This is a genomic window from Streptomyces sp. NPDC018029, assembly GCF_044327655.1.
Taxonomy (GTDB): Bacteria; Actinomycetota; Actinomycetes; order Streptomycetales; family Streptomycetaceae; genus Streptomyces.
Window position 1 is genome coordinate 99,309 of sequence record NZ_JBIRFV010000009.1, and the last position, 15,607, is coordinate 114,915.

At 73.6% G+C, this 15,607-nt stretch carries 17 protein-coding genes; 11 read left to right on the plus strand and 6 right to left on the minus strand.

Features of this window, described 5'->3' with window-relative positions:
- Positions 1–41 precede the first annotated feature (41 nt).
- The 11 genes from hisI (at position 42) to lgt (ending at position 8,783) form a co-directional block, all read left to right on the plus strand.
- Positions 42–437, plus strand: coding sequence for a phosphoribosyl-AMP cyclohydrolase (gene hisI / locus ACH4D5_RS26885; protein WP_398307273.1), 396 nt, complete (start codon positions 42–44; stop codon positions 435–437).
- 9 nt (positions 438–446) lie between these two features.
- Complete coding sequence (locus ACH4D5_RS26890; RefSeq protein ID WP_398307275.1) at positions 447–1,970, plus strand: anthranilate synthase component I; 1,524 nt, start codon at positions 447–449, stop codon at positions 1,968–1,970.
- Positions 1,971–1,977: 7 nt separating this feature from the next.
- Entirely contained in the window at positions 1,978–2,625 is a 648-nt protein-coding gene (locus ACH4D5_RS26895) for a TIGR02234 family membrane protein (protein WP_398307277.1), read from the plus strand.
- 132 nt (positions 2,626–2,757) lie between these two features.
- Entirely contained in the window at positions 2,758–2,982 is a 225-nt protein-coding gene (locus ACH4D5_RS26900; RefSeq protein ID WP_398307279.1) for an HGxxPAAW family protein, read from the plus strand.
- Between the two features lie 139 nt (positions 2,983–3,121).
- A complete protein-coding gene (locus ACH4D5_RS26905) occupies positions 3,122–3,547 on the plus strand; it encodes a DUF2752 domain-containing protein (RefSeq protein ID WP_398307281.1) in 426 nt (141 codons plus the stop codon).
- 140 nt (positions 3,548–3,687) lie between these two features.
- Positions 3,688–4,497, plus strand: a complete 810-nt coding sequence (gene trpC, locus ACH4D5_RS26910) for an indole-3-glycerol phosphate synthase TrpC (protein WP_398307283.1) — start codon at positions 3,688–3,690, stop codon at positions 4,495–4,497.
- 9 nt (positions 4,498–4,506) lie between these two features.
- Positions 4,507–4,653, plus strand: a complete 147-nt coding sequence (gene trpM / locus ACH4D5_RS26915) for a tryptophan biosynthesis modulator TrpM (protein ID WP_398307285.1) — start codon at positions 4,507–4,509, stop codon at positions 4,651–4,653.
- A 140-nt stretch (positions 4,654–4,793) separates the two neighbouring features.
- Entirely contained in the window at positions 4,794–6,080 is a 1,287-nt protein-coding gene (gene trpB / locus ACH4D5_RS26920) for a tryptophan synthase subunit beta (protein WP_398307287.1), read from the plus strand.
- Positions 6,077–6,892 (plus strand): tryptophan synthase subunit alpha, encoded by an 816-nt coding sequence (gene trpA / locus ACH4D5_RS26925; protein ID WP_398307289.1) that lies wholly within the window; start codon positions 6,077–6,079, stop codon positions 6,890–6,892. The genes trpB and trpA overlap by 4 nt, the downstream gene beginning before the upstream one ends.
- A 63-nt stretch (positions 6,893–6,955) precedes the next feature.
- Positions 6,956–7,735, plus strand: coding sequence for a DsbA family protein (locus ACH4D5_RS26930; RefSeq protein WP_398307291.1), 780 nt, complete (start codon positions 6,956–6,958; stop codon positions 7,733–7,735).
- 88 nt (positions 7,736–7,823) lie between these two features.
- Positions 7,824–8,783, plus strand: a complete 960-nt coding sequence (gene lgt / locus ACH4D5_RS26935; RefSeq protein WP_398307293.1) for a prolipoprotein diacylglyceryl transferase — start codon at positions 7,824–7,826, stop codon at positions 8,781–8,783.
- 75 nt (positions 8,784–8,858) lie between these two features.
- On the opposite strand, the gene ACH4D5_RS26940 is transcribed toward lgt, so the two are convergent.
- From ACH4D5_RS26940 to ACH4D5_RS26965, 6 genes are read right to left on the minus strand one after another with little or no spacing between them, the layout of a single operon-like run.
- Positions 8,859–9,698, minus strand: coding sequence for an HpcH/HpaI aldolase/citrate lyase family protein (locus ACH4D5_RS26940; RefSeq protein WP_398307295.1), 840 nt, complete (start codon positions 9,696–9,698; stop codon positions 8,859–8,861).
- Positions 9,695–10,882 (minus strand): CaiB/BaiF CoA transferase family protein, encoded by a 1,188-nt coding sequence (locus ACH4D5_RS26945; RefSeq protein WP_398307296.1) that lies wholly within the window; start codon positions 10,880–10,882, stop codon positions 9,695–9,697. Before ACH4D5_RS26945 ends, ACH4D5_RS26940 begins: the two co-directional genes overlap by 4 nt.
- A complete protein-coding gene (gene rbsK / locus ACH4D5_RS26950) occupies positions 10,879–11,799 on the minus strand; it encodes a ribokinase (protein WP_398307298.1) in 921 nt (306 codons plus the stop codon). Before rbsK ends, ACH4D5_RS26945 begins: the two co-directional genes overlap by 4 nt.
- Complete coding sequence (locus tag ACH4D5_RS26955) at positions 11,796–13,136, minus strand: ADP-ribosylglycohydrolase family protein (RefSeq protein ID WP_398307300.1); 1,341 nt, start codon at positions 13,134–13,136, stop codon at positions 11,796–11,798. Before ACH4D5_RS26955 ends, rbsK begins: the two co-directional genes overlap by 4 nt.
- Entirely contained in the window at positions 13,133–14,308 is a 1,176-nt protein-coding gene (locus ACH4D5_RS26960; protein WP_398307803.1) for an ADP-ribosylglycohydrolase family protein, read from the minus strand. Before ACH4D5_RS26960 ends, ACH4D5_RS26955 begins: the two co-directional genes overlap by 4 nt.
- A complete protein-coding gene (locus ACH4D5_RS26965) occupies positions 14,292–15,482 on the minus strand; it encodes an ADP-ribosylglycohydrolase family protein (RefSeq protein WP_398307302.1) in 1,191 nt (396 codons plus the stop codon). The genes ACH4D5_RS26960 and ACH4D5_RS26965 overlap by 17 nt, the downstream gene beginning before the upstream one ends.
- Positions 15,483–15,607 lie beyond the last annotated feature (125 nt).

Genomic DNA, 15,607 nt, shown 5'->3' on the forward strand with positions numbered 1-15,607 from the left:
CGCCCGGCCGAAGGGGCCGGGAAGGGCGGCACAATGGGCCCATGACCAGCGTGCCCCCGCCCAGCAGCAGCCTCGACCCGGAGATCGCCGCGCGCCTCAGGCGCAGCGCCGACGGCCTCGTCCCCGCCATCGCCCAGCAGTACGACACCGGTGAGGTGCTGATGCTCGGCTGGATGGACGACGAGGCGCTGCACCGCACCCTCACCACCGGGCGCTGCACCTACTGGTCGCGCAGCCGCCAGGAGTACTGGGTCAAGGGCGACACGTCCGGCCACTTCCAGTACGTCAAGGAGGTGGCGCTCGACTGCGACGCGGACACCGTCCTCGTCCAGGTCGACCAGGTCGGCGCGGCCTGCCACACCGGCACCCGCACCTGTTTCGACACCGACGTGCTGCCCGTACTTCCCGTGCCCGGCGCGCCCGCGCCCGGTCAGTAGGGTCCTGCCATGGACCTCGAGACCTTCCGCAAGCTCGCGACCGACCGCCGCGTCATCCCCGTCAGCCGCAAGCTCCTCGCGGACGGCGACACCCCCGTCGGGCTCTACCGCAAGCTCGCCGCCGAACGCCCCGGCACGTTCCTCCTCGAATCCGCGGAGAACGGCCGGTCGTGGTCCCGCTACTCCTTCGTAGGCGTCCGCAGCGCCGCCGCCCTCACCGTCCGCGACGGCGAGGCCCACTGGCTCGGCACCCCGCCCGTCGGCGTGCCCACCTCCGGCGACCCGCTCGCCGCGCTGCGCGCCACCATCGGGATACTGCACACCCCGCGCGACGTCGTCAGCGCCCACGGCCTGCCGCCCTTCACCGGCGGCATGGTCGGCTACCTCGGCTACGACATCGTGCGCCGCCTGGAGAAGATCGGCCCCGGCGACCGGGACGACCTGAACCTGCCCGAGCTGACCATGCTCCTCACCAGCGACCTCGCCGTCCTCGACCACTGGGACGGCTCGGTCCTGTTGATCGCCAACGCGATCAACCACAACGACCTGGAGACCGGGGTCGACGAGGCGTATGCCGACGCGGTCGCCCGCCTCGACGCCATGGAGGCCGACCTCTCCCGGCCCGTCTCCCAGCCCCCGGCCGCCCTGCCGCCCTCCGAGCTCCCCGAGTACACCGCCCTGTGGGGCGGCGAGCAGTACCAGGAAGCCGTCGAGGACATCAAGGAACGCATCCGGGCCGGCGAGGCCTTCCAGGTCGTGCCCTCGCAGCGCTTCGAGACCCCGTGCACCGCGACGGCGCTGGACGTCTACCGCGTGCTGCGCGCCACCAACCCGTCGCCGTACATGTACCTCTTCCGGTTCCCCCACGGGGACGGGGAGGCGTTCGACGTGGTCGGCTCCTCGCCCGAGGCCCTCGTCAAGGTCGAGGACGGGCGCGCCATGGTCCACCCCATCGCCGGGACCCGGCACCGCGGCGCCACCCCGCAGGAGGACCAGGCCCTCGCCGACGAACTGCTCGCCGACCCCAAGGAGCGCGCCGAGCACCTGATGCTCGTCGACCTGGGCCGCAACGACCTGGGCCGGGTCTGCGAGCCGGGCTCCGTCGAGGTCGTCGACTTCATGTCCATCGAGAAGTACTCCCACGTCATGCACATCGTGTCGACGGTCACCGGGCAGGTCGCCGGGGGCCGCACCGCCTTCGACGTCCTCACCGCCTGCTTCCCGGCGGGCACCCTCTCCGGTGCCCCCAAGCCCCGCGCGATGCAGATCATCGACGAGCTCGAACCGTCCCGGCGCGGCCTGTACGGCGGCTGCGTCGGCTACCTCGACTTCGCGGGCGACTCCGACACCGCCATCGCCATCCGCACCGCCCTCCTCCGCGACGGCACGGCATACGTGCAGGCCGGAGCCGGGGTCGTCGCCGACTCCGACCCCGTCGCCGAGGACACCGAGTGCCGGAACAAGGCCGCCGCCGTGCTGCGCGCCATCCACACGGCGAACCGGCTGCACGACCGTTCGAGCCGTGAGGGATAGTGGACGGGTGACTTCTGCCGTACCTCCGCCCCGTACCGAGGCCGCGTCCGAGAGCCGCGCCCAGCGCAGCAGCCGGCGCAGCATCGCCGCCGCGCTGCTGCTCGGCGCCGTCGGCGCGGCCCTCGCCCTGCTCGCCTCCCGCCAGGACTGGGCCCACGGCACCGCGTCGGTGGCCGGCGGCGAGCTGCCGCTGACCGCCAAGGGCAGCGACGTCACCGGCGTGCCCGCGGCCCTCGCCATAGTGGGCCTCGCCGCGCTCGTCGCGGTCTTCGCGGTCCGCCGCGCCGGACGCTTCCTCGTCTCCTTGCTGCTCACGCTCAGCGGCGGCGGCATCGTCGCCGCCGCCCTGCTCGGCGCCGACGACAAGGACGCGCTCGACGAGAAGGCCGCCACGGCCTCCGGCGACGCCGCCGCCACCATCGGCGACCTGAGCCACACCGGCTGGCCGTACGCCGCGGCCGCCGCGGGCGTCCTCATCCTGCTCGCCGGGCTCCTCGCCCTCACGTACGGCCGTTCCTGGCCCGCGATGTCCGGACGCTACGAACGCGACGGCTCGCCGAGCCCCCGCAAGACGCGCCGCGTCGCGGACCCCGAGCGCCCCGAGGAGCTGTGGAAGGCCCTCGACCGCGGCGAGGACCCCACCCGCGGAACGTGAGCCACCGCTCCCACCGAACATGACCCCCCGCGCTCGGGGCATACGCGCGGGTACGGGACAATGTCAGCGAGCGTCCGCCGCGCGGTGGGCTCCGCAGCCACCACCGCGCACACAGCAACAAGGAGCATTTTCATGGCGACAGGCCACGGACACACCCCGGCCGCCTGGACCGGTTCCATCATCGCCTTCGTCGGTTTCTGCGTCGCGGGCGCCTTCATGGTGATGGCCAACGTGCCCGGCTTCTGGGCCGGCATGGCCATCATCGCGATCGGCGGCCTCGTGGGCGGCGTCATGCACCTCATGGGCCTGGGCTCGCAGAAGCGTCCGCACCGCCAGGCCGCGGGCGCCAAGAGCTGACCTCGCCGTACGGGACATACGAGCTGTACGAGAAGAGGCGGTCCGGCAGGTGCCGGAACCGCCTCTTTCGCATGTCCGGGCCCGGACACCCCGGCCGGGCGACCGGGCGCCGCACCCGGGCACGCGGCAGAATGCACGGGTGACCGCCGAACCCGGAAGCGCCGCGCCCGCCGTCCTGACCCGCCTGCTCGTGCCGGCCGGCGTGCTCGCCTCCGTCGCCGCCGCCTTCGCGTACGTCGGCGCCGTCGACCCGAACGAACCCGGCCACTACCCCGCCTGCCCGCTGCTGCGCCTCACCGGCATCTACTGCCCCGGCTGCGGCGGCCTGCGCAGCGCCCACGCCTTCATCCACGGCGACCTCACGGCGGCCCTCGGCGCCAACGCGCTCGCCGTCGCCGGATACGTCCTCTTCGCCGTGGTGTGGACCGTGTGGGTGGTCAGGACAGTGCGCGGGCGGCCCGTGCGGATCGAGCCGGGGCCGCTGCAGCTGTGGGGCGTCGGCGTCCTGGTGGCGCTCTTCACCGTCGTACGGAATCTGCCGTTCGGGTCCTGGCTGCATCCCTGAAAGTGCAGGCCGGACGGGTGGTGCGTGTCCAGGTCGTGGGACGCCTGTCAACCGGATGCGAGGCCTTCGCCCTCCTGCGGATACCATCGCAGTGACCAGCTTGAACGTCAGCTCAACCGTCAGGGAAGGGGGCCGCTCGCGTGAGTGTGCTCGACGAGATCATCGACGGAGTCCGTGCCGACCTCGCGGAGCGGCAGGCACGCGTCAGCCTCGACGAGCTCAAGGAGCGTGCGGCCAAGGCTCCCGCGGCCAAGGACGGCGCGGCGGCCCTGCGCGGCGACGGCGTCAAGGTCATCTGCGAGGTGAAGCGCTCCAGCCCCTCCAAGGGCGCGCTCGCCGCGATCGCCGACCCGGCGGGTCTCGCCGCCGACTATGAGGCGGGCGGCGCGGCCGTCATCTCCGTGCTCACCGAGGAGCGCCGCTTCGGCGGCTCGCTCGCCGACCTGGAGGCCGTCCGCGCCAAGGTCGACATCCCGGTGCTCCGCAAGGACTTCATCGTCACCTCGTACCAGCTGTGGGAGGCCCGGGCGTACGGCGCCGACCTCGCGCTCCTGATCGTGGCCGCCCTGGAGCAGCCCGCCTTGGAGTCCCTGATCGAGCGTGCCGAATCGATCGGCCTCACGCCGATCGTCGAGGTGCACGACGAGGACGAGGCGGAGCGTGCCGTGGACGCGGGCGCGCGGGTCATCGGCGTCAACAACCGCGACCTCAAGACCCTCAAGGTCGACCGCTCCACCTTCGAGCGGGTCGCCCCCGAGCTGCCGGACAGCGTCGTCAAGATCGCCGAGTCCGGTGTGCGCGGACCGCACGACCTGATCGCCTTCGCCAACGCGGGCGCCGACGCGGTGCTCGTGGGCGAGTCCCTGGTGACCGGCCGCGACCCGAAGGGCGCGGTCTCCGACCTGGTCGCCGCGGGCACGCACCCGGCGCTCCGGCACGGGCGGAGCTGACTCCTCCCCATGCCGATCTCCGCCCGCCTCGCACCCGGCTGCCGCCCCCGCGGCTGCCGGGCCCCCGCACGCCGCGTGCGGGGCAGGCGCGTGCGGTATCACATCGGCTCGGAGCCGGGGCAGATTCCTGGGATGCGATGGCAGGGCGGCGCCTGAGCTGAAAAGCCCTCGCGCCGTTGCCGGCCAGGGTTTCGTCGCGACCGCGGCCCGTCGTGGGCTTGTCGCGCAGTTCCCCGCGCCCCTGACGGGGCGCGCCAGCACCCGTTGTCATCGCCGTTCTTGACAAGGATCCAGCCATGCCCAGCGAGTACTTCATCCCCGACCCGGAGGGTCACATCCCCAGCGCCGAAGGGTACTTCGGCGCCTTCGGCGGGAAATTCATCCCGGAGGCCCTCGTCGCCGCCGTGGACGAGGTCGCCGTCGAGTACGACAAGGCGAAGAGCGACCCGGAGTTCGCCCGCGAGCTCGACGACCTGCTCGTCAATTACACCGGGCGGCCCAGCAGCCTCACCGAGGTGCCCCGCTTCGCCGAACACGCCGGCGGCGCCCGCGTCTTCCTCAAGCGCGAGGACCTGAACCACACCGGCTCGCACAAGATCAACAACGTGCTCGGGCAGGCCCTGCTCACCAAGCGCATGGGCAAGACCCGCGTCATCGCCGAGACCGGCGCGGGACAGCACGGCGTCGCCACGGCCACCGCCTGCGCGCTCTTCGGCCTCGAATGCACCATCTACATGGGCGAGATCGACACCGAGCGCCAGGCCCTGAACGTGGCCCGCATGCGGATGCTCGGCGCCGAGGTCGTCGCCGTGAAGTCCGGCAGCCGCACCCTGAAGGACGCCATCAACGAAGCGTTCCGCGACTGGGTGGCCAACGTGGACAGGACCCACTACCTCTTCGGGACCGTCGCGGGACCGCACCCCTTCCCCGCCATGGTCCGCGACTTCCACCGCGTCATCGGCGTCGAGGCCCGCCGCCAGATCCTGGAGCGCGCCGGGCGCCTGCCCGACGCCGCCGTCGCCTGCGTCGGCGGCGGCTCCAACGCCATCGGCCTCTTCCACGCCTTCATCCCGGACGCGGACGTGCGCCTCATCGGCTGCGAGCCCGCGGGACACGGCATCGAGACCGGCGAGCACGCGGCCACCCTGACCGCGGGCGAGCCGGGCATCCTGCACGGCTCCCGCTCCTACGTCCTCCAGGATGAGGAGGGCCAGATCACCGAGCCCTACTCGATCTCGGCGGGCCTCGACTACCCCGGCATCGGCCCCGAGCACGCCTACCTCAAGGACAGCGGCCGCGGCGAGTACCGCGCGGTCACCGACGACGCGGCCATGCAGGCCCTGCGGCTGCTCTCCAGGACCGAGGGCATCATCCCCGCCATCGAGAGCGCCCACGCGCTCGCCGGGGCCCTGGAGGTCGGCAAGGAGCTCGGCAGGGACGGGCTGATCGTCGTCAACCTCTCCGGGCGCGGCGACAAGGACATGGACACGGCCGCACGCTACTTCGGCCTGTACGACACGGACGCCGCCGTCGAGGCCGACGAGGCCGGAACCGGCGCTGAGATCGAGGGGGACGCCAAGTGAGCGGCAACGTCAAACTGCTGGACGAGACCCTCGCGGCCGCGAAGGCCGAGGGCCGGTCCGCCCTCATCGCCTACCTGCCCGCGGGCTTCCCCACCGTCGACGGCGGCATCGCGGCCGTCAAGGCGGTCTTCGAGGGCGGCGCGGACGTCGTCGAGGTCGGCCTGCCGCACTCCGACCCGGTGCTCGACGGCCCGGTCATCCAGACCGCCGACGACATCGCGCTGCGCGGCGGCCTCAAGATCCGCGACGTCATGCGCACCGTCCGCGAGGCCCACGAGGCGACCGGCAAGCCGGTGCTCGTCATGACGTACTGGAACCCGATCGACCGCTACGGCGTGGAGCGCTTCACGGCCGAGCTCGCCGAGGCGGGCGGCGCGGGCTGCATCCTGCCCGACCTGCCCGTCCAGGAGTCGGCGCTGTGGCGGGAGCACGCCGCGAAGCACGACCTGGCGACGGTCTTCGTCGTCGCGCCGAGCAGCAAGGACGAGCGGCTCGCCACGATCACCGCGGCGGGCTCCGGCTTCGTCTACGCGGCCTCGCTGATGGGCGTCACCGGCACCCGCGAGTCCGTCGGCGAGCAGGCGCAGGACCTGGTGCGGCGCACCAAGGCCACCACGGACCTGCCGGTCTGCGTCGGCCTCGGCGTCTCCAACGCCCGCCAGGCCGCCGAGGTCGCGGGCTTCGCCGACGGAGTGATCGTCGGCTCCGCCTTCGTGCAGCGGATGCTCGACGCGCCGGACGAGGCCGCGGGGCTGGCCGCCGTGCGCGCCCTCGCCGGTGAGCTCGCCGACGGGGTCCGCGGCAAGGCGTAACTCGTACGGGTGGACCTGGACCGGGGAGGCGCGCTCGCGCCTCCCCGGTTCGTTTGGCGGGGTGTGAGCGAGAAGAACCGTGAGGAAAAGCGATCGGCCCGCGCGCGGATGGCGGCAGAGCGAGAGCGGCAGAAGGCCCGCGACAAGCGGCGCAGGGCGCTGATCGTGAGCGCCGCGGTGGTCGGTGTCCTCGGCCTCGCCGCCGTGGTGGGGCTGCTCGCCGCCAATGCCGGCGACGACAAGAGCGACGCGGCGGGACCGGTGGTCGCGCCCAAGGGCGCGGGCGACAAGGACGGGCCGACGATCCCCGTCGGCAAGGACAGCGCCAAGTCGACCCTCACCATCTGGGAGGACTTCCGCTGCCCGGCCTGCAAGCAGTTCGAGGACGGCTTCCGCTCGACGATCCACGAGCTCGCCGACAAGGGGCAGCTCAAGGTGGAGTACCACCTGGCCACCCTCATCGACGGGAACATGGGCGGCAGCGGCTCCCGCCGCTCGGCCAACGCCGCGGCCTGCGCCCAGGACGCCGGCAAGTTCACCCCGTACCACGACGTGCTCTTCAAGAACCAGCCCCCGGAGCCCGACGACGCGTTCGGCAAGAACAGCAGGCTGATCGAGCTCGCCGGTGAGGTCGACGGACTGGTGACCGACTCCTTCAAGAAGTGCGTCGAGGACGGCACGCACGACAGCTGGGTCGACAAGTCCAACAAGGCCTTCCAGGACGCGAAGCTGCGCGGCACCCCCACCGTGAAGCTCGACGGCAAGGACATCTTCGGGGACCCGCAGAAGCCGCTGACGCCCCAGAAGCTGAAGCAACTGGTGGAAGCGGCGAACCGCTCGTGACACCCGGGGGCGGCGGCCCTCCTGTTATGCACCCGTAGCCGGACCGGTTGCCGCCCCCGACGCCCGGCACGATAGCGTCGGTCGTGTCATGGACCTTGCCTTCATTCCCAGTCCGTCGCGCGGTGTGGTCGAACTAGGACCCATCCCGTTGCGCGGCTACGCGTTCTGCATCATCATCGGCGTCTTCGTAGCCGTCTGGCTCGGCAACAAGCGGTGGATCGCTCGCGGGGGCCGGTCAGGCACCGTGGCCGACATCGCCGTGTGGGCCGTGCCGTTCGGCCTCGTCGGCGGGCGTCTCTACCACGTGATCACGGACTACCAGCTGTACTTCAGCGACGGCCGTGACTGGGTGGACGCCTTCAAGATCTGGGAGGGCGGCCTCGGCATCTGGGGCGCGATCGCGCTCGGTGCCGTCGGCGCCTGGATCGGCTGCCGCCGCCGCGGCATCCCGCTGCCGGCCTGGGCCGACGCGCTGGCCCCCGGCATCGCCCTCGCGCAGGCCATCGGCCGCTGGGGCAACTGGTTCAACCAGGAGCTGTACGGCAAGCCCACGGACGTGCCCTGGGCGCTGAAGATCACGTCCGCCGAGGACGGGCGGGTCCCCGGCACCTACCACCCCACCTTCCTGTACGAGTCGCTGTGGTGCATCGGCGTCGCCGTCCTGGTCATCTGGGCCGACCGCCGCTTCAAGCTCGGACACGGCCGGGCGTTCGCGCTGTACGTCGCCTCGTACTGCGCCGGGCGCGGCTGGATCGAGTACATGCGGGTCGACGACGCGCACCACGTGCTCGGCCTCCGGCTGAACGTGTGGACCGCCATCGTGGTCTTCCTCCTGGCGGTCGTCTACTTCGTGGTGTCGGCGAAGACCCGCCCCGGACGCGAGGAGATCGTCGAGCCGGGCGCCGAGCCCGCGGTCGACGGCGGTGACTCCGTGAAGCTCACCAAGGGCGAGACGGACGCCGAGGCCGAGAAGGAGTCCGAGAGCAAGCCCGAGGGCGAGAAGGACTCCGCCGACGGGGCGAAGTCCTCGGCCGAGCCGAAGAGCTGAGGCTCGCTCCTCGGACGCGCATGCATGGTGAAGGGCCGTCGGATCGGGTGATCCGGCGGCCCTTCGCGTGGGCGGTCACACCCTGTGGGCCAGCGCCAGGACGCGCCGCGCGCCCTCCACCACCGCCTTGTCCACGAAGCGGCCGTCCGGCAGCGCCAGGGCGCCCTCGTCCGTCGCGGCCGCCTTGGTGATCTCCTCCGCCCGCTCGATCTCTTCCGCGGTGGGGAGATAGGCCCGCTCGATGACCGGGAGCTGACGGGGGTGGATCGCCGCGCGGCCGAGGAAGCCGAGGGCGCGGCCCCGGGCGCAGGAGGCGGCGAGCCCGTCCAGGTCACGGATGTCCGGGTGGACCGACTGCGCGGGCGGGGCCAGGCCCGCCGCCCGCGCGGCCACCACCACCCGGGAGCGCGCCCAGTCGAGGCCCGTCTCCTCGCGCATCCCCAGGTCCGCGCGGAGGTCGGCCTCGCCGAGGGAGATGCCGCGCAGGGCCGGGTGCGCGGTGGCGATGGCGTAGGCGTGTTCCAGGCCGAGCGCCGACTCGACGAGCGCGTGGAGGGCGAGGGCGCCGCCGTCGGCGGGCACCGCGCGCTCGGCGACGCGGATGACCTCGGCGCGCGAGGTGACCTTGGGCAGGCGCAGGCCCGCGAGGCCGGGGAGCGGGGCGAGGGCGCGGAGGTCGACCTCGGCGAGCGGGCCGTCCAGGGCGTTCACGCGGACGTGGACGGGGACAGGGGACGGCCGGGGCTCGGAGAGCAGTTCGGCCGTCGCCGCTCTCGCGTACTCCTTGCGGTCGGGGGCGACCGCGTCCTCCAGGTCGACGATCACCGCGTCGGCGCCAGCGGTCAGGGCCTTGGCGACCACCTCGGGCCGGTCCCCGGGCACGTACAGCCAGGTCAGGGGGGAGTGGACGGTCACAGCGCGCCCTCCTTGCGCAGGGTGGTGATCTCCCGTTCGGTCAGGCCGAGTTCGGTCAGGACGGCGTCCGTGTCGGCGCCGTGCGGGCGGCCCGCCCAGTGGATCGCGCCGGGGGTCGCGGAGAGGCGGAAGAGGATGTTCTGCATGCGCAGCGGGCCGAGTTCCGGGTCGTCGACCGTGGTGAGGGTGGAGAGGGCCGCGTACTGGGGATCGGTCATGACGTCGCGTACGTCCTGGATGGGAGCGACCGCGGCCTCCGCCTTCTCGAACGCCTCGATCACCTCGGCGCGGGTGTGCCGGGCGATCCAGCCGCCGACCGCCTCGTCGAGGACGTCGGCGTGGCGCGCCCGGTCCGCGCCGGTGGCGAACCACGGCTCCGCGATCAGGTCGGGGCGGCCGACCAGGCGCATCAGGCGTTCCGCGATCGACTGGGCGGAGGTGGAGACGGCGACCCAACTCCCGTCCGCCGTGCGATAGGTGTTGCGCGGCGCGTTGTTCGTGGAGCGGTTGCCGGTGCGGGGCTGTACGTGGCCCAGCTGGTCGTACCAGAGCGGCTGGGGGCCGAGGACCGTGAGGATCGGCTCGATGATCGCCATGTCGACGACCTGGCCCTCGCCCGTGCGGTCGCGGGCCGCGAGGGCCGTCATCACCGCGTACGCCGTCGCCAGGCCCGCGATCGAGTCGGCGAGGCCGAACGGCGGCAGGGTCGGCGGCCCCTCCGGCTCCCCGGTGATCGCGGCGAAGCCGCTCATCGCCTCGGCGAGCGTGCCGAAGCCGGGGCGGCGGGCGTACGGCCCGAACTGGCCGAAGCCGGTGACGCGGGTCAGGACCAGGCGGGGATTGGCGGCGTGCAGCTCGGGCCAGCCCAGGTCCCACTTCTCCAGGGTGCCGGGGCGGAAGTTCTCGACGATCACGTCGGCGGTGGCGGCCAGGCGCAGCAGGGTCTCGCGGCCGCCGGGCGTCGACAGGTCGAGGGTCATCGTGCGCTTGTTGCGGCCGAGCAGCTTCCACCACAGACCGACCCCGTCCTTCGAGGGGCCGTGGCCGCGGGACGGGTCGGGGCGCGAGGGGTGCTCGACCTTGATGACCTCGGCGCCGAAGTCGCCGAGCATCGTGGCGGCGAGGGGGCCCGCGAAGAGGGTGGCGAGGTCGAGGACGCGGAGGCCGGTGAGGGGGGCGGTCATGACGCGGCACCCGGCTGCCCGGCGGCCCTGTCGATCTCCTTGCGGTACGGCATGGACGACGAGGCCCCCGGGCGCTGCACGGCGAGCGCCGCCGCCGATGTCGCCCAACGGAGCGCGTCGGGCGGTGAGTTGCCCTCGGCGAGCGCCACGGCGAGGGTGCCCGCGAAGGTGTCGCCCGCGCCGGTGGTGTCGACCGCGGCGACCTGCTGGGCGGGAACGGTGATCGGTTCGGTGCCGCGCGCCGCGTACAGGCTGCCGCGCGAGCCGAGGGTGATGACGACCTCGGGCACCTGGGAGAGCAGGGCCCCGGCGGCGGCCCGTGGGTCGTCGGCGATGCCGGTGAGGGCGGCGGCCTCGTGTTCGTTGGGCAGCAACAGGTCGATGGCGGCGAGGAGTTCGGAAGGCAGAGGCTGGGCCGGGGCGGGGGTGAGGACGGTGCGGACGCCGTGGCGCCGGGCGGCCCGTGCGGCGGCGATGACCCCTTCCAGTGGCACCTCCAACTGGAGCAGCAGGGCGTCGGCGGAGGCGATCAGGCCCTCGTCGCCGGGGCCGAGGGCGGTGACGGTGCCGTTGGCGCCGGGGATCACGACGATCGCGTTGCCGCCCTCGTCGTCGACGACGATGTGCGCGGTGCCGGTGGGCGTCTCGACGGTGCGCAGGAGGTCCGTGTCGACGCCGGAGTGCTCCAGGCCGGAGCGGATCGTGCTGCCGTGGGCGTCGGTGCCGACCGCGCCGATCAGGGTGACGGTGGCGCCCGCGCGGGCCGCCGCGACGGCCTGGTTGGCGCCCTTGCCGCCGGGCGCGGTGCGGAATTCGCGGCCGGTCACGGTCTCGCCGCGGCGCGGCGCCTCGGCGACGTACGCGACGAGATCCATGTTGGCGCTGCCGAGGACGGCGATGTGGGGCGTGGGGCTCATGGGCGGGGTGCCTCCCGGGCGGTGAGTGCGGTGGTGAGGTCTGCGAGGGTGTCGAAGCCGATGCCGTCGAAGTCGCCCACAGAGGTGGCGAGCCGGTTCTTCAGGGGTGCCGTCCAGCGGTCGGGGAGCGCGTCGGGGCGGCCGGCGAGCAGGCCCGCGACCGATCCGGCGGTGGCGCCGTTGGAGTCGGTGTCCCAGCCGCCGGAGACGGCGCGGGTGACGGAGCCGGTGAAGTCGCCGTCGGCGTGGGTGAGGGCGGCGGCGAGGAGAGCGGCGTTGGGGATGACATGGACCCAGTGGTGGGTGGCGTAGCGCGCGTGGAGGCGGTCGACGACGTCATCGAAGTCGCTTGTGTCGTAGGCCAGTTGAACGGCATGGTGGACGGCTTCGGCCAGGCGCGAATCGGCCGGTACGACGGACAGGCCGGCCCGCAGACAGGTGTGGACGTCGGCGGTGCCGCCCGCCGCCGCGGCGATCGTGGCCGCCGCGAACTCGGCGCCGTGCACGCCGTTCGCCGTGTGGGTCAAGGCCGCGTCCCTGCGGGCCTGTGCGGCGGCCGCGCCGGGGGCCCCGGGGTTGGTCCAGCCGTGCATGTCGGCGCGGATCAGGGCGCCGATCCACTCGCGGAACGGGTTGTGGTGGGTGGCGGTGTGCGGGGGTTCGATGCCCTGGAGGAGGTTGCGGTAGGCGACGCGCTCGGCGGTGAAGGTGCGGCCGGCGGGGAGCTCGTCGAGCCAGAGCCGTGCCACGTCCTCGGTGGTGAAGTCCTTTCCGTGGCGCTGGATGAGGAGCAGGTTCAGGAGGGGGTAGTTGAGGTCGTCGTCCTCGGGCATGCCGTCGATGTTCTCGGCGAGGGAGGTCGGCGCGGAACGCCTGTTCCAGGGGTACGCCGCGCTGAGCCCGGGCGGGACGCCCCGTTCGGTGAACCAGGTGTGCAGGGGCCAGTTGCCCGTTGCCCGTGCGAGGCTGCGGATGCCTTCCAGGGGGAGTTTCTCCACCGGTTTGCCGAGGAGGCAGCCCGCGGCTCTGCCGAGCCAGGCGGCGTGGAGGCGGGACCGCAGGTCGGCCGGGACGGGAGCGTCACTGACAGGTGCTCGGCGTGGCGCGGCTGCCTCCGGCGGGGCCAACCGGTCCAGCTCGTCGAGGAGTTGGTTCGCGAGTGCGCGGAGGTGTGGCGGGGCGGGGGAGGGAGACGTACCCGCGCGGGGTGGGGGCAGGTGGCCGCCTGCGGCGAGCCAGCGGGCGCGGGCCGCCGTGATGTCGCGGCCCTCCTGTTCCGCCTGGCGGAGTTCGTGGCCGATCAGGTCCTCCGGCTGGACCCACGTCAGGCGGATCACCGGTCGGCCGTCAGGGCCGCGAACGCGGACTCGTGGGCGCGGCGCCGGCGTACGTCACGGGCGAAGACCTCCTCGGCCACCGCCGTGAGCACGGTCGCCGGGGCGTGCAGGTCGAGGCGGCTGGCCTCGGCGACCCGCTTGGCCCAGTCGGCGGGGACCGCCTCCGCGCCGCGCAGCGCGCCCACGATCGCGCCGCTCATCGTCGCGATGGAGTCGCAGTCGCGGCCGTAGTTGACCGACCCGAGCACGGTGCGGCGGTAGTCGGCCTCGCCGACCAGGAGCATGCCGAGGGCCACGGGGAGCTCTTCGACGGAGTGCAGGCGGGAGGGGCGGCGGGCGCCAAGGGACGGGGCGCGGTAGTCCGGGCCGACCGTGTCGAAGGGGGCGACGGCGGCCCGGACCGGAGCCAGGGCCGTCTCGAAGTCACGGTGCCGCGCGGCGACTTCGGCCACCGCCTCGATCGCCGCGCGCGTCCCGTCCTTCGCCAGGGACAGGCAGGTCCCGACCACGGAGTCCGCGGTGGCGCCGGGCGCACAGGCCGCCGCCACGGCCGCCGCGAAGACACCCGCGGCCTCCCTGCCGTACGAGGACTGGTGGGCGCCCGCGATGTCGAGGGCCTCGGCGTACGCGGCCCGCGGGTTCGCGGCGTTGACCAGGCCGACCGGCGCCATGTACATCGCCGCGCCGCAGTTGACGATGTTCCCCGCACCGGCCTCGCGCGGGTCGACGTGGCCGTAGTGGAGACGGGCGACGAGCCACTTCTCGGCGAGGAAGATCCGGTGCAGGGGGAGCGCGTCGGCCTCCAGCTCGGGGATCCAGCGCGGGGTCGTCATCAGGTCGGGGACGAGGTGGTCGGCCACGGCGTACGCGTCGAGGTGGTCGCGGACCGCCGCGTACACGCGGACGAGCGCGTGCGTCATGAGGGTGTCGTCGGTGACGTGCCCGTCGCCCTTGTGGTACGGCGCGATGGGGCGGGCCGTACGCCAGTCGTCGCCGTTCCATGGGCCGACGATGCCGTGCACGCGGCCCCCGTGCCGCTCGGTGATCTGTTCGGGCGCGTACCCCTCGACGGGCCCGCCGAGCGCGTCGCCGACCGCGGCTCCGACGAGGCTGCCCGCGATGCGGTCGGACAGGGACAGCTCGGTTCGTGGCGTCTCAGGACGTGGCGTCATGGTCGTCATGTCGGAATTGTCCACCTGGAGTGGCCAGTTCCGTGTCTGCCAGGTGACCGGCGAGTTCCACCAGGTCGGTGCCCGCGAGACGGGGCAGCGCACAGCCCGAGAGGGTGCGGCAGGCGTCCCGCCAGGCCCCGGGGATCGCGGCCGCCGTGCCGAGGACGCCGGTGAGCGCCCCCGCGAGCGCGGGCGCCGAGTCCGCGACGCGCGACAGGCACGCGGCGGCGGGCACCGCATCCCGGATGCGGCCGCGCGCGGCGGTGGCCAGGGCGAGGGCGACCGGCACGGTCTCGGCCGCGGCGATGCCGTAGCTGTAGACGTGGTCGACGATCTGGTGCTCCAGGAGTGGTACGAGGGCGAAGGCGCCGTCGTCCGCCTGGGCGCGGGCCGTCTTCACGGCGTGCCGGGCGTTCCTGCCGATCTCCGTGTGCTCCGGGAGTTGGTCGAGCGCGCGCTCCACCGCGGCGTCGACGTCGGCCCCCGCGAGCGCGGCCGAGAGCGCGGCGGCCATCGCGCGGGCGCCGTGCGTGCCGTCGCCGTCCTGGGTGTAGCGGGCGTCGAACTCCGCGAGCGCGGCGGCCCGTTCGGGGTCGCCGGGGTGGACAAGGGCCAGCACGCAGGCGCGTACGCAGGCCGCGTCGTCGAAGTAGTGCGGGTTGTCGTGGCCGGTGGCGGGCGGGCGCAGCCCCGCGGCGAGGTTGCCGAGGCCCGCGCGGACGGAGATGCGGGCGCGCAGCGGGAGGACCGCGGACTCGACCTCGGGGGCGCGGGCCGCGGCGGCGGCGATCTCGGCGGCGAGGGTGTTCCAGGAGAGGTCGAGCGCCGCGCGGACGCGGCGGTCCGGGCTCAGGGCGGCGCTGAGGGTGCCGTCCGCGGCGCGGAGCAGGGACTCGGCGGTGAAGGCCGCCCATTCGGCGTCGTCCGAGGGGCCGAGGCGGAGGGGTTCGGGGGACTGGTTCAGGGCGATGGGGACGGGGAGGGTGGTCGTGGCGTTCTGCTCGGCGAAGGTGTCGAGTTCGCGGGTGAGTCTTCGTGTCCACTCCGGCATGCGCGCGGCGCGGTGTCTGGCGGCGGGCCAGCCTGCGGCGTCGCCTGCCGCGAGGCCCAGCAGGAGCGCTTCGGCGGGGGGTGCCTCGCTTCGGTTGGGGCCTCCGTCATCGGCGCTCGGCACCGGGGGCTGTGCCCACCCTCCCCCAAGCTCTCGGCTGCGCTCGACCAGGGGGGACCCCCATCGCCGTGCGGAACGCCTGCCCACAGCGGGAGCGGCAGGCTTGCCCGCAGCGGGGACGGTACTCA

Coding starts and splice junctions, on each gene's coding strand:
- hisI (WP_398307273.1), top strand. CDS start 42: ATGACCAGCGTGCCCCCGCCCAGCAGCAGCCTCGACCCGGAGATCGCC.
- ACH4D5_RS26890 (WP_398307275.1), top strand. CDS start 447: ATGGACCTCGAGACCTTCCGCAAGCTCGCGACCGACCGCCGCGTCATC.
- ACH4D5_RS26900 (WP_398307279.1), top strand. CDS start 2,758: ATGGCGACAGGCCACGGACACACCCCGGCCGCCTGGACCGGTTCCATC.
- trpM (WP_398307285.1), top strand. CDS start 4,507: ATGCCGATCTCCGCCCGCCTCGCACCCGGCTGCCGCCCCCGCGGCTGC.
- trpB (WP_398307287.1), top strand. CDS start 4,794: ATGCCCAGCGAGTACTTCATCCCCGACCCGGAGGGTCACATCCCCAGC.
- lgt (WP_398307293.1), top strand. CDS start 7,824: ATGGACCTTGCCTTCATTCCCAGTCCGTCGCGCGGTGTGGTCGAACTA.
- ACH4D5_RS26945 (WP_398307296.1), bottom strand. CDS start 10,882: ATGACCGCCCCCCTCACCGGCCTCCGCGTCCTCGACCTCGCCACCCTC.
- rbsK (WP_398307298.1), bottom strand. CDS start 11,799: ATGAGCCCCACGCCCCACATCGCCGTCCTCGGCAGCGCCAACATGGAT.
- ACH4D5_RS26960 (WP_398307803.1), bottom strand. CDS start 14,308: ATGACGCCACGTCCTGAGACGCCACGAACCGAGCTGTCCCTGTCCGAC.